The 19151-nt window shown below is 59.8% G+C and carries 15 protein-coding genes and 1 tRNA gene; 10 read left to right on the top strand and 6 right to left on the bottom strand.

What is annotated here, in order from left to right:
• Window positions 1-46 precede the first annotated feature (46 nt).
• The 7 genes from L4923_RS16790 (at window position 47) to L4923_RS16760 (ending at window position 7876) form a co-directional block, all read left to right on the top strand.
• Window positions 47-1717 carry a ribonuclease J gene (locus L4923_RS16790; protein WP_239367104.1) on the top strand — a complete coding sequence of 557 codons (1671 nt, stop codon included), beginning with the start codon at window positions 47-49 and terminating at the stop codon, window positions 1715-1717.
• Window positions 1718-1809: 92 nt separating this feature from the next.
• Window positions 1810-2214, top strand: a complete 405-nt coding sequence (gene mce / locus L4923_RS16785) for a methylmalonyl-CoA epimerase (RefSeq protein ID WP_239367103.1) — start codon at window positions 1810-1812, stop codon at window positions 2212-2214.
• Window positions 2211-2504 (top strand): DUF1467 family protein, encoded by a 294-nt coding sequence (locus tag L4923_RS16780; protein ID WP_239367102.1) that lies wholly within the window; start codon window positions 2211-2213, stop codon window positions 2502-2504. Before mce ends, L4923_RS16780 begins: the two co-directional genes overlap by 4 nt.
• A 723-nt stretch (window positions 2505-3227) precedes the next feature.
• A complete protein-coding gene (gene proS / locus L4923_RS16775; RefSeq protein WP_239367101.1) occupies window positions 3228-4556 on the top strand; it encodes a proline--tRNA ligase in 1329 nt (442 codons plus the stop codon).
• Window positions 4553-5839 carry a lipoprotein-releasing ABC transporter permease subunit gene (locus L4923_RS16770; RefSeq protein WP_239367100.1) on the top strand — a complete coding sequence of 429 codons (1287 nt, stop codon included), beginning with the start codon at window positions 4553-4555 and terminating at the stop codon, window positions 5837-5839. The genes proS and L4923_RS16770 overlap by 4 nt, the downstream gene beginning before the upstream one ends.
• Complete coding sequence (locus tag L4923_RS16765; protein WP_239367099.1) at window positions 5836-6519, top strand: ABC transporter ATP-binding protein; 684 nt, start codon at window positions 5836-5838, stop codon at window positions 6517-6519. The genes L4923_RS16770 and L4923_RS16765 overlap by 4 nt, the downstream gene beginning before the upstream one ends.
• Window positions 6520-6589: 70 nt before the next feature.
• The gene (locus L4923_RS16760) at window positions 6590-7876 is read left to right on the top strand and encodes a lipoprotein-releasing ABC transporter permease subunit (protein ID WP_239367098.1); all 1287 of its coding nucleotides are present in this window, start codon (window positions 6590-6592) and stop codon (window positions 7874-7876) included.
• 669 nt (window positions 7877-8545) lie between these two features.
• Here the strand turns inward: L4923_RS16760 and lipB are convergent.
• Complete coding sequence (lipB, locus tag L4923_RS16755) at window positions 8546-9289, bottom strand: lipoyl(octanoyl) transferase LipB (protein ID WP_239367097.1); 744 nt, start codon at window positions 9287-9289, stop codon at window positions 8546-8548.
• Window positions 9290-9519: 230 nt separating this feature from the next.
• Window positions 9520-9604: transfer RNA gene (locus L4923_RS16750), tRNA-Leu, on the bottom strand.
• A gap of 237 nt (window positions 9605-9841) precedes the next feature.
• On the opposite strand from L4923_RS16750, the gene mgtE reads away from it, so the two are divergent.
• The 3 genes from mgtE (at window position 9842) to L4923_RS31100 (ending at window position 13131) form a co-directional block, all read left to right on the top strand.
• Window positions 9842-11245, top strand: coding sequence for a magnesium transporter (gene mgtE, locus L4923_RS16745; RefSeq protein ID WP_239367096.1), 1404 nt, complete (start codon window positions 9842-9844; stop codon window positions 11243-11245).
• Window positions 11246-11491: 246 nt separating this feature from the next.
• Window positions 11492-11878: a MerR family transcriptional regulator gene (locus L4923_RS16740; protein ID WP_239367094.1), complete on the top strand. Its 387-nt coding sequence runs from the start codon at window positions 11492-11494 to the stop codon at window positions 11876-11878.
• Window positions 11879-11991: 113 nt separating this feature from the next.
• Window positions 11992-13131, top strand: coding sequence for a helix-turn-helix transcriptional regulator (locus L4923_RS31100; RefSeq protein WP_239367093.1), 1140 nt, complete (start codon window positions 11992-11994; stop codon window positions 13129-13131).
• A 29-nt stretch (window positions 13132-13160) separates the two neighbouring features.
• On the opposite strand, the gene L4923_RS16730 is transcribed toward L4923_RS31100, so the two are convergent.
• The 4 genes from L4923_RS16730 to L4923_RS16715 are packed head-to-tail and all read right to left on the bottom strand — an operon-like array spanning window position 13161 to window position 18737.
• Complete coding sequence (locus tag L4923_RS16730; RefSeq protein WP_239367092.1) at window positions 13161-15275, bottom strand: site-2 protease family protein; 2115 nt, start codon at window positions 15273-15275, stop codon at window positions 13161-13163.
• Window positions 15272-16669 (bottom strand): efflux RND transporter periplasmic adaptor subunit, encoded by a 1398-nt coding sequence (locus tag L4923_RS16725; RefSeq protein WP_239367091.1) that lies wholly within the window; start codon window positions 16667-16669, stop codon window positions 15272-15274. Before L4923_RS16725 ends, L4923_RS16730 begins: the two co-directional genes overlap by 4 nt.
• Window positions 16662-17408 carry an efflux RND transporter periplasmic adaptor subunit gene (locus L4923_RS16720; protein WP_239367090.1) on the bottom strand — a complete coding sequence of 249 codons (747 nt, stop codon included), beginning with the start codon at window positions 17406-17408 and terminating at the stop codon, window positions 16662-16664. The genes L4923_RS16725 and L4923_RS16720 overlap by 8 nt, the downstream gene beginning before the upstream one ends.
• Window positions 17409-17444: 36 nt before the next feature.
• On the bottom strand, window positions 17445-18737 hold the full coding sequence (locus tag L4923_RS16715; RefSeq protein ID WP_239367089.1) for a TolC family protein: 1293 nt from the start codon (window positions 18735-18737) through the stop codon (window positions 17445-17447).
• Window positions 18738-19151: the final 414 nt, after the last annotated feature.

The following is a 19151-nucleotide window of genomic DNA, read 5'->3' as shown; positions in this document are numbered from 1 at the left end:
GCTTCCAGGGCGCGGATTGCGCATGCTGGACGAAAGGAGAGACTGGATGGCGAAAGCGGATAACGCCGAACTCGTATTCGTGCCGCTGGGCGGCGTCGGCGAAATCGGCATGAACTTCGCCCTCTATGGCTACGGTCCGGCCAACAACCGTGAGTGGATCGTTATCGACGTCGGCGTGACGTTTCCGGATCCTGCTCATCCGGGCGTCGACCTGATCCTTCCGGATACGCGTTTCATCGAGGACAAGCTCGCCAACCTGCGCGGCATCGTCATCACCCACGCGCATGAGGATCATTATGGCGCGCTGCACGACATCTGGCCGAAGCTGAAAGCACCAGTGTGGATGACACCATTCGGCGCCGGTCTTCTGGAGGCCAAGCGCCAGGGTGAGGTTGATGCGCCGAAGATCCCGGTGACGATCTACCGGGCAGGCGAGAAATTCATCGTCGGTTCGTTCGAGATCGAGGCGATCCCGGTCGCGCATTCGATCCCCGAGCCGATGTCGCTGGCGATCACGACGCCTGTCGGCACAGTGATCCATACCGGAGACTGGAAGATCGATCCGGCACCCTCGATTGGTCCGAAGACCGATGAAGCGCGGTTCCGTGCCTATGGCGACAAGGGCGTGCTTGCGCTGGTGTGCGATTCCACCAACGCTTTGAGAGACGGGGATTCGCCTTCCGAGCAGGAAGTGGGCGCAAGCCTGAAAAAACTGATCGAAGAGGCAAAGGGCCGTGTCGCCATTTCCACCTTTTCGTCCAATGTCGGGCGCGTGGTGGCCATTGCGCGCGCGGCGCGTGATGCCGGTCGCCAGGTTCTGGTTCTCGGCCGCTCGCTGAAGCGCGTGATCGATGTGTCCAGTGAGCTCGGCTACATGGACGGATTGCCGGAGTTCATCGCGGAGGAAGACTACGGCTTCATTCCGCGTGAGAACCTCGTCATCATCTGCACGGGCAGCCAGGGCGAGCCGCTGGCCGCTCTTGCCAAGCTGGCGCGTGACGAGATGAAATCGGTGGCGCTGACTGCCGGCGATACTGTCATCTTCTCGTCGCGCACCATTCCCGGCAATGAGAAGGCGATCCTTGAGATCAAGAACCGCCTGATCGATCTCGGCATGAAGATCATCGAGGACGGGGATGCGCTGGTGCATGTGTCCGGCCATCCGCGCCGCAGCGAATTGAAACGCATGTATGAATGGGTTCGGCCCGAAATCGGTGTGCCGGTGCATGGCGAGGCCGCGCATCTGGTGGCACAGGGATCGCTGATGTCGATGTCGGGCATTCGCCAGGTCGCACAGGTGCGTGATGGCGACATGCTCAAGCTCTATCCAGGGGCTGCAGAAATCATCGACCAGGTGCCGTATGGCCGCGTCTACAAGGACGGCAAACTGGTTGGCACGGATGAAGCGATGGGCATTCGCGAGCGGCGTAAGCTGTCTTTTGCCGGCCATGTCGCGGTCAACGTCGTGCTTGACGACAAGTATGAACTCGCGGGCGATCCCGATCTCGTTGCCATCGGGGTGGCTGAGGCCGATGCTGCCGGCGAGCTTTTGGAAGACATCATGCTGGACGCTGCGGTCGGTGCGGTGGACTCCATTCCCCGTCAGCGCCGGAAGGATCTCGATCTGGTCCAGGAGTCCGTGCGCCGCGCCGTGCGCGCTGCCGCCAACGAGACCTGGGGCAAGAAGCCGCTGGTGACGGTGTTTGTGACGAGGTGAAAAGGGGAGTAGGCAACAATCATCGATGATGACGGTTGCCTGCTGAGCCAGGCGGCTTTTGCTTTGCTACCGCCGGCTGCTTTGGAGTTTCCATGCTCGGACGATTGAATCATGTAGCGATTGCCGTGCCCGATCTGGCCGCGGCGAGCGTTGTCTATCGCGACACGCTGGGTGCTAAAGTAGCCATGCCGCAGGCGCTGCCGGAGCATGGCGTGACCGTGGTATTCATCGACCTCGGCAACACCAAGGTCGAATTGCTGGAGCCGCTCGGTGAGAATTCGCCGATCGCTGCCTTCCTGGAAAAGAATCCATCCGGCGGCATGCATCATGTCTGTTATGAGGTGGATGATATCCTCGCCGCGCGTGATCGGCTGAAGGCGAGCGGCGCGCGGGTGCTCGGCGACGGCAATCCGAAGATCGGCGCGCATGGCAAGCCAGTGCTCTTCCTGCATCCCAAGGATTTTGCCGGTACGCTGGTGGAGCTTGAACAGGCATGACCGGAGGAACCATCACCCCCTGGGACTGGATCTCGATGGTCGCGGTCTATTTCGTGGTGTGGTGGATCACGCTGTTCGCTATTTTGCCGTTCAGCTTCCGCAGGCAGGATGAACAAAGTGAGGTTCTGCTGGGCACCAATGCCAGCGCACCTAAAAAGCCGCGCTTTCTTTATATTATCGTTTGGACCTCGATTTGGGCCTTCATCGTGCTCGGTGTCTATTACGGCATTACCCAGGGACTGGGTTGGACGGTTGACGATATCCCGCAAATCCTGCCGAAATTCGACTGAAGCGAAGGCTTAGCGACTTTGGATCTCGCTTCGGCTCCGTTTTGGTTGCAGTGCAGCATGGAAGCGTTACCAATAATTTTTTGACGGACGTGACGGCTCGCGAATAGGCTCCCAAGTTACGCGAAATGACACCGCTGTGACAGCAGCGTGACACTGCCCTCCTTGAAATGAACACCCGGCAGACGAGCAAGAATGTCGCTGCAATCCGCGAAAAAAGCTGAGAAAAAATGGAAGGAAATGTCGAGTTTCGTAGCCGGCAAGATCGTGTGCAGGTGGTGAGCCGGCTTTATCTTTGATCTGAGTAGAGAACAGCAATCCACTGATTGCACAAAAAAAATGCAAGGCGCGAAGCCTTGCAATTTAAACGCGTCCGATCTGCTTTCCGTTTCCGGCGGCTGCGAGTTACCGCGCCTAGATCGCATCCTCCCAAGACTTTGACCGCGCAGGAGAACAGGTCTTTAACCCATCCTCTCGGTTATGTTGTCACAGTAGAACAGCGCGCATGAAAATGTCACGTTAAATTTTACGTCTAAACGTACTTTCCTGTGCTGCATTGCACAATAAAACGGCTTGGCTTGCTTAAGGAAAGTACAGCTTTTGTCGGTGCGCACTCGCCATGGTGGCGCGGGTTTCCATTCCGCCTTGAAATGGCTATGAAGCCCTTGCATTGAAGCCTGCTAAGCGCCGATTCCGGCGCGGCCTTCCTCATTTACGGACCAGCCCATGCGTTTGTCGCGCTACTTCCTGCCTATCCTGAAAGAGAACCCCCGCGAGGCCGAGATCGTCTCGCATCGCCTGATGCTGCGAGCCGGCATGATCCGCCAGCAGGGACAAGGTTCCTTTACGATGCTGCCACTCGGCAAGCGTGTGCTGGACAAGGTCTGCGCCATCATCCGGGAGGAACAGAACCGCGCCGGAGCCTTGGAAATCCTGATGCCGACCATCCAGTCGGCAGAGCTGTGGCGCGAAAGCGGCCGCTATGACGCCTACGGCAAGGAAATGCTGCGCATCAAGGACCGGCAGGACCGCGAACTGCTCTACGGCCCGACCAACGAGGAGATGGTGACGGAAATCTTCCGTTCCTACGTCAAATCCTACAAGGATCTGCCACTCAACCTCTATCACATCCAGTGGAAGTTCCGTGACGAGGTGCGTCCACGCTTTGGCGTTATGCGCGGCCGCGAGTTCTTGATGAAGGACGCCTATACGTTCGACCTCAACTATGAGGGCGCCAAGGCTGCCTATTTCCGCATGTTCGTGTCTTACCTGCGTACCTTCACCCGTATGGGCCTGAAGGCGATTCCGATGCGCGCCGATACCGGTCCGATCGGCGGCGATCTCTCGCACGAATTCATCATCCTGGCCGAGACAGGCGAGAGCCAGGTGTTCTGCCACAAGGATTTCCTGTCGCTGCCGGTACCCGGCGAGAACGTCAATTATGACAATGACGCCGAAATCGCCGGCATCGTGCAGGAATGGACGTCGCCCTATGCGGCGACTGACGAAATGCACGACGAGGCTGCTTGGGACAAGATCGCCGATGGCGAGCGTCTCTCCGCGCGCGGCATTGAAGTTGGCCACATCTTCCATTTCGGTGACAAGTATTCCAAGCCGATGGGCGCCAAGGTGCAAGGCCCCGACGGCAAGGAGCACAATGTTTCGATGGGCTCCTATGGCATCGGCCCGACGCGCCTGATCGCTGCGATTATCGAGGCCAGCCATGATGACGCCGGCATCATCTGGCCGGAGAGCGTTGCCCCCTTCGACATCGCGCTGATCAACATGAAAGCGGGGGATGCCGACTGCGACCGGACCTGCGAAGAGCTCTATGCGGCACTGACAGCTGCCGGCAAGGACGTGCTCTACGACGATACTGATCAGCGCCCCGGCGGCAAGTTCGCCACCGCTGACCTGATCGGTCTGCCCTGGCAACTCATCGTGGGCCCACGCGGCGTTGCCGCCGGCGAGGTGGAAATCAAGAACCGCAAGAGTGGTGAGCGCGAAACGCTGCCGCTGGCAACTGCTCTCCAGCGCCTAGGTGCTGCTGCATGAGCCAGACGGCGGCAGCCAAACCTGCTGGGGCAGGTCCTTTCTCCGGTTTCGAGCGTATGGTGGCGTGGCGCTATCTGCGCTCCCGCCGCAAGGAAACAGTGATCTCCGTCATCGCCTCGATCTCCTTCCTCGGCATCATGCTGGGCGTGGCGACGCTGATCGTCGTGATGGCCGTTATGAATGGCTTTCGGGCCGAACTGCTGTCGCGCATCCTCGGCATCAACGGCCACCTCATCGTCACGCCGGTCGATATGCCGCTTGAGGACTATGCCGAGCTTGCCACGCGCATCAATGGTGTTCCCGGCGTCAAATACGCCATTCCATTGGTGGAAGGGCAGGTGCTGGCGCAGGGCAATGTCGGTTCCGGTGGCGGAGCGCTGGTGCGCGGCATCCGTGGCGAAGACCTCGGCAAGATCACTTTGGTCGCCAACAACATCAAACAGGGATCGATCGTCGGTTTCGACACCGCCGGCGGCGTCGCCATCGGCCGTCGCATGGCCGAGAATCTCGGTCTGGTACTTGGCGACACCATCACGTTGATCTCGCCTGACGGCGATGTCAGCCCGCTGGGCACGACGCCGCGCCTGAAAGGCTATCCGGTGACGGCGATCTTCGAGGTCGGCATGTCGGAGTACGACACTTCGATCGTCTACATGCCGTTCTCCGAAGCGCAGATGTATTTCAATTCGGAAGGCAAGGCGCAGAGCCTCGAGGTCTATCTCGACAATCCCGACAATGTCGAAGCGATCAAGCCCAAGGTAGAAGAGGCGGCGCAGCGGCAGATCTACCTGACCGACTGGCGCCAGCGCAACCAGACCTTCTTCTCGGCACTGCAGGTCGAGCGCAATGTCATGTTCATGATCCTGACGCTGATCGTGCTCGTGGCTGCCCTCAACATCATTTCTGGTCTCGTCATGCTGGTGAAGGACAAGGGACACGACATCGCGATCCTGCGCACCATGGGGGCGACGCGCGGCGCGGTCCTGCGCATCTTCCTGATGACTGGAGCCGCGATCGGCGTGGTGGGCACCATCGCCGGCGTGCTGCTCGGTGTTCTCATCTGTCTCAATGTCGAACGCATCCGTGAGTTCTTCTCATGGCTGTCGGGCACCGTGCTGTTCAACCCGGAGCTCTATTTCCTCAGCCAGCTGCCCGCAAAGATGGATGCCGGCGAGACGTTCTCCGTCATCGCGATGGCACTCGTCCTCTCCTTTATCGCAACGTTGTTCCCAGCCTGGCGGGCGGCGCGGCTCGATCCCGTCGAAGCGCTGAGGTATGAATGATGGCTGAGCCGGTATTGGAACTGAAAAGCGTCGAACGGCACTATGTGCAGGGACCGCGCAAGCTCACCATCCTGAACGGCGCCGACTTCACGTTGCAGCGCGGGGAAATGGTGGCGATGGTGGCTCCGTCGGGTACGGGCAAGTCGACGCTCCTGCACACTGCGGGCCTGCTGGAAAGGCCTGACGGTGGCGATGTCATTCTGTCGGGCAGGGCTTGTGGACGGTTGTCGGACGACGAGCGCACGGCGATCCGCCGCAACGACATCGGCTTCGTCTACCAGTTTCATCACTTGCTGCCGGAATTCTCGGCGCTTGAAAACATCATGATGCCGCAGCTGATCCGCGGCCTGTCGAAACCGGAAGCTTCCAAACGCGCGGCTCAACTGCTGGACTACATGCAGATCGGCAAGCGTGCTCAGCATCGACCGGCGGAACTGTCCGGTGGCGAGCAGCAGCGCGTCGCGATCGCACGCGCCGTGGCCAATGCCCCGTTGGTTCTTCTGGCCGATGAGCCGACAGGCAATCTCGATCCGGCGACGGCGTCCTATGTCTTCGATGCGCTGGAGGCGTTGGTCAGGCAGTCCGGGTTGGCCGCCATGATCGCCACGCACAACCACGAACTCGCCGCACGCATGGATCGCCGCGTGACGCTGGCCGAGGGCAAGGTCGTACCGCTGTAGGGAAGGCCGTTTCCATGGGTTCTTGTGGCATCGCTCCGACAGGCCTGATCGCTCCCAGGGTATCTGCTACATGAGCCAGACCACGGCGCCCAAGCCGGCAGGTGCTGGTCCTTTCTCTGGTTTCGAGCGCATGGTGGCTTGGCGCTATCTGCGCTCGCGCCGAAAGGAAACGGTGATCTCCGTCATTGCCTCGATCTCCTTCCTCGGCATCATGCTGGGTGTCGCGACGCTGATCGTCGTGATGGCGGTGATGAACGGTTTCCGCGCCGAACTGCTGTCGCGTATCCTCGGCATCAACGGCCATGTCATCGTCACGCCGGTCGATCTGCCATTGGAAGACTATGCCGAGCTTGCCAAGCGCATCGACGGTGTTCCCGGCGTCAAATATGCGGTCCCTCTGGTGGAGGGCCAGGTTCTGGCGAAGGGCAATGTCGGCTCAGGCGGCGGGGCACTCGTGCGCGGCATTCGCGGCGAAGATCTCGACAAGCTCACGCTGGTGGCCAACAACATCAAGCAGGGCTCGATCGCTGGTTTCGATACCGCCGGCGGCGTCGCCATTGGCCGCCGCATGGCCCAGAATCTCGGGCTCGCGCTGGGTGACATGATCACGCTGATCTCGCCGGACGGCGATGTCAGCCCGCTTGGCACAACGCCACGCGTGAAAGGCTATCCGGTGACGGCGATCTTCGAAGTCGGCATGTCGCAATATGATGCTTCGATCGTCTACATGCCGTTCTCCGAAGCAGAGCTGTACTTCAACTCGGAGGGCAAGGCACAGAGCCTCGAGGTTTATCTCGACAGTCCCGATGATGTCGAAGCAATCAAGCCCAAGGTGGAGGAGGCTGCGGAACGGCGGGTCTACCTGACCGACTGGCGCCAGCGCAACGAGACCTTCTTCTCGGCGCTTCAGGTCCAGCGCAACGTCATGTTCATGATCGTGACGATGATCGTGCTCGTGGCAGCGCTCAACATCATTTCCGGCCTGATCATGTTGGTGCAGGACAAGGGGCAGGACATCGCGATCCTCCGCACCATGGGCGCCACGCGTGGCGCTGTCCTGCGCATTTTCCTGATGACGGGTTCCGCAATTGGCGTGACCGGCACCACTGCTGGCGTCCTGCTCGGCGTTCTCATCTGCTTCAATGTCGAGCGCATCCGCCAGTTCTTCTCGTGGCTGTCGGGCACTGTCCTGTTCAACCCCGAGCTTTATTTCCTCAACCAGTTGCCGGCCAAGATGGAAGCGGGCGAGACGCTTTCCGTCGTCGCCATGGCGCTTGCGCTTTCATTCCTGGCAACGCTGCTCCCGGCCTGGCGAGCGGCACGACTCGATCCCGTCGAGGCGCTGAGATACGAGTGACGGCCGAGCCGGTGTCCAGGGCGTGTGAGTGACCCCTCCCAGCTAGCCGCCCGTAGAGACGGCCGCGTTATACCGGCCAAGGCAAGCCACCGTTCCGAAGCCGGCTGACGCTTGCTTCGTGTCTATCGAACCTCGCATCGACGATCTTCTGATGAGGGGCAGGCATGGTGAGTCCCTGTGAATTCCCTGCATAACCGGGCACCTTTCTGACCCCATCAACCTTTTCTTAACCTTGGCTACAGGCGCCACCTGGAATCGTTCGGCGGGGCGTTTTGTTCCGTTGACTTTAGAACAAAATTAGAACAAATTGCGTACATATTAACAACAGGAGCCAGCCATGACCGATCTCATCCAGGACGTTGCCTCTCTTGTCTGCATGAGCGCTTTCCTCGTCTCGATGGCGATGTGGATTGGCGCGATGTGAGAAAATCGCCACGGCCAGAGGCCGTGCGAACGCAAAAAGGGCCGACGTTGCGGTTGGCCGCGAAGACGGACCGTAGTCTGGCCCGATACCGGTATCAGGCCGAATCTTCAGAAAAGCATCGATGAAGCTCCGGCGCGAGGTGTCGTTCGGACACTTGCGAAGACCGCAACGTACCCCTTCTTCTTTATGCTTTGCGCGCCGCAATCCTCAAGGAGGCTAGGGCAGGGCGGAGACTGGAATGGCCTTCAGCCTGCCTTGCGCCGCAATTCGGCCTCGGGCGCCTCAGCGGGTCCGAATACGGTTTCGAAACCGGCTTTCAGAGCGATGTCGAGATCGGCCATCGTCACGGGCAAGCCGAGATCGACCAGCGAGGTGACCCCATGATCGCTGACGCCACAGGGAACAATGCCGCCAAAATGCGACAGATCCGGCTCGACATTGATGGCGATACCGTGGAACGAGACCCATTTGCGCAGGCGGATGCCGATCGCCGCGATCTTGTCTTCCGCGGGACTGCCGTCCGGTGACACCGGCCGATCTGGTCGCACCACCCAGACACCGACGCGATCTTCGCGCCGCTCTCCCTTCACGTTGAAGGCGGCGAGGGTCGCGATGATCCATTGTTCGAGCGCCGCTACGAAGGCGCGTACGTCCTCGCGTCGGCGCTTGAGGTCCAGCATCACATAGGCAACCCGCTGGCCTGGGCCATGATAGGTGTATTCGCCGCCGCGCCCCGCCTTGAACACCGGAAAACGATCCGGATCGATCAGATCGCTGGGCTGCGCGCTGGTACCGGCAGTGTAGAGCGGCGGATGTTCGACCAACCAGACCATCTCTCCCGCCGTGCCTGCACGAATCGCTTCAGCGCGCGTCTCCATGACGGCGAGCGCGTGCACATAGTCAACGGGGTCCGGTTCAATACGCCACTCCACCGGCCCGGAGCCGGCAAAGGGCAGGAACGTCGTGGCTATCTGGCTGCGTTCGGTCATGGCGCTCACGGAATGGCTGATCTTCATATGGCGTCAAACCGCGCCGGCGTCCAGTTCCGGTGATTGTCCCAACCAGCAAGGCTGATTTTGCGTCTCGCGAAGGGGAGGCGCTTGACGCCTGATCACGTCGCGAATGTCCACCGCAACGCAGGTTCGCAACGCCTGCTGCGGGCCCGCGAGGTGTGCACGCCGGAATGTTCAACGAACTGAGGATCGCCTTGTCAAGCGAATGGTGCGGTCGAGAAGACTCGAACTTCCACGGGTTGCCCCACAGCGACCTCAACGCTGCGCGTCTACCAATTCCGCCACGACCGCACGTGGTAGGAGCCGGAGTGAACCGGCCCGCGGCGTGTAGCAAATCGTTTCCGGTGAAACAAGGCCATCACCAGCAATATTCGCACCTTCCGGCAAAGAGTTTTTGCGGGGCCGGCCTGGCTGGCTGCGGAAGCTTGGATTGGCGCACTTTTCCGGCCCCCATACGGCTTCAATCCGGCGGCGTCTTGTTCTACACCGGGCGCTGACCCTTCCCTTCAATCCGGTCGCGGGGAAAGCATGCAAGGTGAAGAGCGCAGTGAGGCCGAGCCGGGCCACGCCGAAATTTACGGCGAGGATGGCGTCATTCGTGGGCCCTTCGTCGCTCATATCGGTGCAGCGATCGCCGACCGCGACATTCTCGCGCTCAAACGGGAAGTGGGTGACCTGCACCAGTCGGAAGTCGGCGACCTGCTGGAGGCACTACTGCCCGAACAGCGCCGAGCGCTGGTCGAACTCCTGGGTTCCGATTTCGACTTCTCGGCGCTGACCGAGGTCGACGAGGCGATCCGCCTCGACATCGTCGACAACCTGCCCAACGAGCAGATCGCGCAGGCGGTGCAGGAGCTCGATTCCGACGATGCCGTCTACATCCTGGAGGACCTCGACCAGGAGGACCAGGATGAGATTCTGTCGCAGCTTCCGTTCACCGAACGGATCAGGCTGAGGCGCGCGCTCGACTACCCGGAAGAAAGCGCCGGTCGGCGCATGCAGACCGAGTTCGTCGCCGTGCCGCCGTTCTGGACGGTCGGGCAAACCATCGACTACATGCGCGAAGACAAGGATCTCCCGGATCGATTCTCCGAGATATTCGTCATCGACGCGACGTTCAAACTGCTCGGCGCCGTCGGGCTCGATCAGGTGCTGCGCGCCAAGCGTGCGGTGAAGGTCGAGGAGATCATGCATGAGACCCGCCATGCCATTCCTGCGACAATGGACCAGGAAGAGGCGGCTCGGGAGTTCGAACAATACGACCTTCTGTCTGCAGCCGTCGTCGATGAGAACGAACGGCTGGTCGGCGTCCTCACCATCGACGATGTCGTCGACGTCATCCAGCAGGAGGCCGAGGAAGATCTTCTGCGCATGGGCGGCGTCGGTGACGAAGAGCTGTCCGATACGGTGACCGCGACGTCGCGCTCGCGCGTTCCCTGGCTGCTGATCAATCTCTGCACGGCTTTCCTTTCCGCCTCCGTCATCAGCCTCTTCGGCGCCACGATCGAGGAAATGGTAGCACTGGCCGCGCTGATGCCGATCGTTGCGTCGCTCGGCGGCAATGCCGGCACGCAGACCATGACGGTAACGGTGCGCGCCTTGGCGACACGCGATCTTGATATCTACAATGCTGGCCGTGTTATCCGCCGCGAGGTGCTGGTAGGATTGCTCAACGGTGCCGTTATTGCGACGCTGCTGGGGGTGGTCGCCGGCACTTGGTTCCAGAACGTGGATTTGGGTCTGGTCATTGCTGCGGCTATGATCGTCAACATGTTGGCGGCATCGCTGGGCGGCATTCTCATTCCGCTTTTTCTGGATAAGCTTGGCGCCGATCCAGCGATCTCGTCTTCGATCTTTACCACCATGATCACCGACGTGATCGGCTTCCTGGCCTTTCTAAGCTTCGCCAGCTGGTGGCTGCACCTGGGTTGAACAGTTCGCTCGCTGACAAAATTCCCATTTCGCTTGGCATTCAAACCCGCAGGGCGTGCTTGGGGCTCCGAAGCCGCAGGCGGGTGGAATACAGAAACGATTGAGTTTTTTTGCCTGCAATTGACTTTTACGTAAATGCCGTGCGAAGCTTCCTCGAAACCGCATGCTGTTCGATTCTCGTGTCCATTTGCGAGGAAGTGGCACGACGGACAACGGCGTAATGAAGCCCCTGCGCCCGGAGTGATTATGCGGGAATACTACACGATTACCGAACTTACGCGCGAATTCGATATCTCGACCCGCACGTTGCGTTTTTACGAAGACGAAGGGCTGGTCGCGCCGGTGCGGCGTGGGCGTACGCGCCTGTTTCGTCCCTCGGATCGTCACCTCATTCGCCAGATCCTTCGCGGCAAGCGGCTGGGTTTCGCCATCGCCGAGATCCGCGAGATCATCCAAATGTACAAGGAGCCACCCGGCGAGGTTGGCCAGCTCAAATTGATGATCAAGCGCATCGAGGAAAAGCGCGACAGCCTGCGCCAGAAACGCCGGGATCTCGAGGAAACGATCGCCGAGCTCGATCAGGCAGAGGAATCCTGCGTCGAGCGGTTGGTGGAGCTGGGCGTCAGCACCTGAGCTCGTAACCTTTGCGTCTCATCCTTTGGTAGACACCGGATGACCGCTTTTCCGTTACACTTCCCGCATCGTTTCTGCCATGATCTGACGCTATTCGGGCTGGGGGCTCGACGGTGAACATTGATCTCGAAGCACTCGACCTTGCCTTGGACAAGGTTGTGGAAGCGGCATTTGAGCCGGCGCTCTGGCAAGCTGTGGTCGACGGTATCGCACGCGCTACCGGTTCGTTCGGTGTGAACATCATTCCCGTGGCTGAGCGGGCGCCGGGACTGGTCATCGCCACCGAAAGCCTTGGCGGGGCACTTGAGGATTATTTCAACGACGGCTGGAACGAAAGTGACTGGCGGTTGCGCGGCCTGCCTTTCCTGCTGCGGCAAGGCACCGCCTGTGATCCAGAATACACCTCCCGTGACGACTTCAATTATCACCCCTACTATCGTTTCCACGCCAAGCACGGCATCGGCCGTTCGTGCATGGTGGCCTTCTCGAGGCCTGAGGATCTGCTGGTCGTGACGTTGCACCGCAAGCTTGTCGACGATTTCTTCAGCGCGGAGGAGGTCGCGGTCCTCGGCGCAATGCGTGATCGTCTTACGATGGCGTCGACGCTGATGCGCAGCGTCATGCAACACCGGGTTGCCGGTATGATGGATGCCTTCGAGATGGCCGATGTGGCTGCAATCTTCTTCAATCGCTTCGGAAAGGTGACAAGCGCAAATAGCATCGCAGCCCGATTGCTGGGAGGCGAACTTCAAGTCACGAACGGAGAGCTGCGCTCACGCCGGCCGGAGGAGACAAAACGCCTCCGCGAACGCATGCGCGCGGTGATCAGTGAATCGTCGCTGCGTGCCGACGGCGGACATGGGCCGATCCTGATCACGCGGGAGGGCAGGCGACCCTTAGCCATGCGCATCGAGAGACTGGGTGGCAACCTTCCCGATTTCTTTTCGCCTTCAGTCGGCGTCTGCCTGTTGGAAGATCCCGAGAAACGCGGTGGGGCTGAACCGCAGCTTCTGCGCCAGGCTTTCGGGCTGACGCGGACGGAAGCCGAGGTCGCTGCCTTGCTCGGTCAGGGCATGCGGCTAAGACGCATTGCCGAACAGAAGTCGATCACCTACGAAACCGCCCGCGTTCACCTACGCTCGATCTTTGCCAAAACGGGTGCCAGCCGCCAGGCCGATCTCATCGCATTGACCGGAAATCTCGGAGGCTCCGGTGAGGTTCAGCCTCTGAAAGGGCTCAACGGCTCACACTGAATTGCCTCGGTATGTCGTTGCTTGAGTGGCTAAGCTCCTGCCTCGCGCACGAGTACTTTAAGCACCTGCCGCCAGGCGCGAGCCAGCAGGCTTTCGGCTTGCCCGTTCAGGATCAGAACGCCACGCCAGGTCTGCCTTGGTCCTTGCTCGAGGTCAGTCACACGTGCCGTGACGGCATATTCCGCCGAAGCAGGAGTCAATCGTTTGGTGGCGGTCTGATGCACGGCAATAGGCCCACCAAATTGGGACGTTAGTTGGGGAATATCGATCTCCCGCGCTCCGGAGACAGCGATGGACTCTAATACAACCTTCGTCTTTGGCTGGGTCAAATCGTCGGGAATGAACCAACCCGTCGCTCCGCTCTCGATACGGGCGCGGTCGTTGCCGGAGACATAGCCTCTGACGATCGCGCCGCTGTCGGATGACAGGAAGGCAAGCTGCTCCTTACGCGACACCCACTGCCCGACAGCGATCTCAGCATTCAGATCGGCGATCCGGCCGTCGAAAGGGGCTCTTACAACGAGTCTTTCCTCCCGCTGGCGCAAGCCGTCGCGCTTCGCGACCAAGCTGCTCAACTGCGTCATGATCACGCCTCGGGCTGCCAGGTCTTCGGGTTCCGCGCCGATCCGCGCAATACGTTGCTGCGCGAGGTTGATTTCCTTTTCGGCAAGCTCGCGCTCTTGGGCGAGGGCAGGAGCGGAGATCACGAAGAGCACATCGCCCTTGTGCACGAGGTCATTGCGCTTCACATTGATGGTCCCGATATGTCCGGCTTCCTGAGGGAAAAGCCGTACGAAGGTTTCTGGCAGGATCAGTGCCGGCGCACTGATGCGGGTGGAAAGCGGCATTGCCGCGAGGGCGATCAGAACGGCTAGCACCGCAAAGGTGATGTAGGTCCGGCGGCGTGCCAGGATCGCTTGGCGCATAGTCCACCACTCCTTGGCTTCAATCCAAACTGGGCGGAGAATGAAGAACCCGATTTCGACGGCAAAGAGCATCACGCCGACCAGCTTTATCGTGAAGTGATAGACGAGCAGCGCGATGCCGAGATAGAGACTGACACGATAGACAACCGTGCAGAGCGCGTAGATCGTTACGGTCGCGTCGAGGCGTGGCGGAAAGGGCTCTGGCGCGGGATTGCCAAGTCCGAACAGAAATTCGCGCAAGCGCCAGCGCAGGTGCCGAAACGCCCGCGGCTGCAGGTTTTCGATGCCGAGCAGATCCGCGAGCATATAGTAGCCATCGAAACGCATGAACGGGTTGGCATTGACCAGAAGGCTCAGGATCCACCCCGTAGCTGAAAGTACGAAGACGGCGCTGCGCAATGGGCCGTCAGGTAGGAACACCCAGACAAAAAGTGCGAGCGCCGCGACGCACAGTTCGGTAACGACGCCGGCGGAATCGATCATCATGCGCTGGCGTCGTGACCTGAGTTTCCAGGCCTCGGTCACGTCCGTATAGAGCAAGGGCATCATCACCATGAAGGCGACACCCATCGTCGGCACGCGGCAGCCATGACGATGGGCGACATAGGCGTGGCCGAGTTCGTGCAGCGATTTGATCAGCACGATCGAGACAAGCGAAACCGCGGCTCCTTCAAAGGAAAAGACGTAGGAGAACGTTCCGACGAATGCTTCCCATTGCCTCGAGACGAGATAGAGGCCGGCAATGCCGATGATGGTCACGAAGAGCAGGAAACCACGACTGAAGAGGGGGGCGACATAAGGCCATGTCGCCCGGATGAATTTCTCAGGCCGGACCAGAGGGATTTTGAAGAAAAGGTAATTGTGGATCAGTTGCATGAACCACGAATGGTGCCGGCGTGATGCTTCATATAGCCCACGCCAGGAACCGGCTGGCTGCGCGAGAAAGAAGTTGGCCTCCAGCAGCCGCAACACCATGCCGACCTCTTCGGTGTCGGTCTGGCGGCCAAAACGGGCGCTGAGCGTCTTGTTGAGCGATCCGATCGTTGGGCTGCGATTCCACACCGAAAGCAGTTGGAACATTTCGTAGGTGACGCGGAAGAAGCGGTTGCGCAAGGGGTCGAGCACGATCCAGATCGGTTCGCCGGAATAACTGGTGCCGCCGCGCATGACCTGCAGGTCTTCGCGCAACCTGGGGAGGGGGATTTCGGACGGGTTCATAGGCCCAGCCGCTGCCGGATCGCAGCGATAGGGCGACGAAACAGATAATAAGCAAGCGGTACCTCGTCGCCGGAGACCTGCGCGGTGCCACGAATGCCAAGCCTGAGGTTGTCGGGCTTCTTCTCGATCGCCGCGTAAATCCGATAGGCAAGGACATCGCCTTCTATCAATTGCGCTTCGTATGACGCTGTCCGTACATGTGCCGTGAGTGGACGGAGCGGATCGGAATCCAGAAAGGCGCGCACCTTTGCGCCCGACGTGACCGCGACCGCATCGGCGACCGGCACATCGATACGGATCTGCACGTTTTCGGGATTGGCGATCTCCATGATGCGTTCGCCCGTCGTTACCGGGCGGCCGATCCAATCGCGCTTGTCCGTGAAAATGGCCACGCCCGGAATGGGAGCCGTCACCCGGCTGCGCTGGAGAAGATCCGACGCATAATTCCGCTTCGCCGTGGCCAGCGACAATTCGGTGCGCGTCACCGCAAGGTCGCCACGCGATTTGGGATCACCAATGGCCGCTTGAGAAACCTGTTTGAGTTTCGCCTCCGCAACCATCACGTCCTGCTCGGCGACGGCAAGTTCGTTGCGCAAGGCAGTGTCGGACATGCGAAAGAGGAGTTGACCTTGCTGCACGCCGGCATTGGGGTCGATCAGGATCGCTTCCACCACCCCGTCGATGGGGGCGGCGATGACGCGTGGTTCAACAGGCGCCACTTCCGCCGGAGCGAGAACTGTCAGAGGCACGGGAATGAACCCTACCGCGGCGAGCAGCAAGGCAGCAATTGCTAGCCACGGCTTGATGGAGAAGCGGCGGCGGAGTCGACGCTCACCCGTCAGTGCCACCCATGCATGGGCATAGGTATCGGCCAGTCGGGCGGCCACCACCGCATCGCCTTCGTTCCACGGTACTTCGCGTGCCAACAGCATGCCACCAAACACGCGGCCGGTTCGCAACCTGAACGGCAGCCAGAGCAGGAAGCGGTAGGGAAAGGTTTTGTGCTCTTCGTCGCCTGATGGACAATAGGCCGGCAGGACGAATTCACGCTTGCCCTCCAGGCCCGTATCGGCTTCCAGCGCTTGGATAACGGCTTCAATCCAGCGAATGCGTGGCGAATCCCGCTCGACCTTCCCGATTGACGAAACAGCCTCGACGCGCTGCCTCCTGCCTTTGGCGGCAAAGACAAAAATCTGCCTTGCCCGTGTCAACCTGAGCGTATCGTTGGCAATCAGGAAAACCAGTTCGCCGACTGTTTCGCAGCGTCTGGAATCTGCTTCGATTTTCAAAAGCAGGTCGAAGGCCTGCGGGTTGGTTTGCGACGTGTTTGATGCAACCTTGGTCTGGACCAGGGTCGGTCCTGTCAAATTATGCTGGACGTTTTTCTCAGCCATCAGGAGCCTTGAAGCTTGCCGGGCCGCTCATTCCGGGCAGCACGTCAGTCGGCTCGCCGGTAAATCGACCTATGACCTTCACCGTCTGGCTGACGGGGTCCACCACTGCCGATAGCCGCTGAATTTCGGCAGGCAGGACCTGGCCGGTTTCCTCGATCTTGAGATCGAAGCCTACGCCTGGTTTCAGCCATTTCAGCCATTGCGACGGCAGCAGGATCTCGATCTCCAACTGTGACACGCCAACTATCTGCATAATGGGTTGTGTACGATCGGGAATTTCGTAGGCATGAGCCCGCATGACGGCGACACGACCATCGAACGGCGCTTTGATGGTGCAGCGAGAAAACTTGCTTTGGTAGGCTTCGAGTGCCGCGGAAGCTTGATCTGCCTTGGCCTTTGAAAGCGCGACCTCAAATTTGCCGACAGCATTCAGCTTGGCCAGCCGGGAATTGTTTTCATAGGTGATCTGTTCGGCCCGCAGTTGCGCTTCGGCCGACTTCATCTCGGCGGCGAGATCGCCACAGTCGAAAGTGGCAAGAATGTCGCCGCGTTTGAAAGCCTGCCCCTCGCGAAACGGCAAAGTCTCGACACGAAAGCCCAGGTCGGTGGATATCCACGCTTCGTTTGTCGAACGCACGATACCACGGGCAGAGGTTTCCTCGCCCTGAGACAAAGTTGGCAGGGCAAACACGAAACCTGCCAGCACCGACAAGGCGCGAGCCCTACGGGATGCAAGCATGCGACAAGCTCCTCCTCCGACTTTGCCCTGGGGCTATTACAAGCCGGCAACCTCCAGCCTGGCCTTAGTTCCCTCCCGGGTCCACATTTCCTTGAGTTTCTCTGCTATGACAGCAACGCTTGCATCGGTATCGAGATCCCTTGGAAACGGATCCAGGCCGAGCGAGGCGTAGACGTTGGCGTAGGCGTTCTGAAGGTCGGCGTAGGCCATGTCGAACTTGGCATCGGCGAGCAGCGCGTTCATCTCTTCGCGGATCAAGATCTGCTGGCTCGTCTTCTGCGCCTCGGTTTCCGATCTCACCTGCTTGAGGATGCGGTGGGAGACGTTGGAGAGCGCGGCCGCCGTGCCGTAGGATTTTCGCTGATGCGCATAACGAACGCGGCTGATGTGAACCTGCGTCATGATTGCCATGGCGACTGAAAGCGCCCTTGCGTCGAGAGCCGCGCCCTGGGCTTCCACCTTTTTCATCACCACGGGCATGGTTGCCAGCTTCATGAGGTTCCAGCTGACCTTGGCTCCCCATGACACCCAATCGTTCGATGCGATGAACTTGTTGGAGTCGTAGTTTACGCCTGCATAGAGATTGAAGTTCGGAAGCAGCTCGAGCAGTGCTGCATCGACTTCCTTGTCGTTGATGCGCATGCGATAGGCGACTTCGCGCAATTCGGGGCGGTTGGTCGCCGCAACTTGAAACAGATCGTTGACCTTGTCGGGCAGGCCCAGTTTTGTCGGGCGGCGGCTTGGGACAGACAAAGTGTACTTCGAGCCGGGCTTCACATTCATCAATGCCGCCAGCTGGCTCTTGGCGACCTGCAGTTCGCCCTCCAGGAGTTCGATCTCCCGCTGGATCTGGATCAACTCGCGTTCATAGGTCAGAGCAACGAGAGGCGAACTTTCCGCACTGTTGGCCAGCCGCCGCGTATCCCTCAACGCGCCGGAGATGCGCCCTTGGAGCGCATGCATACGACCGACCAGACGCTCATAGCTTGCCGCGCGCCAATAGGCGGTGCGCACGTCCTCGATCACCCGGTTGACGATCTTGCGTTTCATCTCCTGTTGGATGAGCGCTTCATCGGCAGCCTGCTTGGCGCGCACATAGGAAAGACCGAAGTCGAGGATGTTCCATGAAAAAGTGAGGTCGTCGGTGAAGATGTCCTTGTCGCGCGTCGACGGGGTGCTTGCGTCTGCTTCGTTGCGACCGGCATAACCTGAGCTGGCCACCAGTTTGGGTAAGGCAGAGTAGTTCGCAAGATCGAGTTCACGGACCTTCAGGGCGGCCTCCATGATCTCGACTTTCGTATCCAGGTTGTATTTGAGGGCGCGTGCCATCGCCTCATACAGGCTGATGGGACCGCTGATAGGCTCTTGATCCGCAGTTGCTCGAACAAGCCGCTCATTCGCAAAGGCCAGGGTCTGGTCCTTCGACAAAGGCTCAATCTTGATTGCGCAACCTGCCGCCAGAAATCCGGCGGATAGTGCCAGTATCCCCACCTTCAATGCGCCGAACCTCGGATCTGCCCCACCCGTCCCGATTCGTCTCTTGTACAGACTTAACGTGTCTTCACAGCCATTCGCAATCGAAAAACCAAAACAGAATGAATGACGAAAAGACAAATTTACTGTTGTCCGTGATTTGGCTTGAGGATTTGTAGAAGCTGGTTCAAGCTAGGTTTGCTAAGCAGGTGATTTTAAATCGAATCACCAATGTTTGTTGTCGGGTGGGCGCCCGGTAACAAATGGGCG

Source organism: Terribium retamae (assembly GCF_022347545.1).
Taxonomy (GTDB): Bacteria; Pseudomonadota; Alphaproteobacteria; order Rhizobiales; family Rhizobiaceae; genus Mesorhizobium; species Mesorhizobium retamae.
The sequence above is the reverse complement of the archived record's forward strand: the minus strand, read 5'-3'. Positions and strand labels throughout refer to the sequence as shown.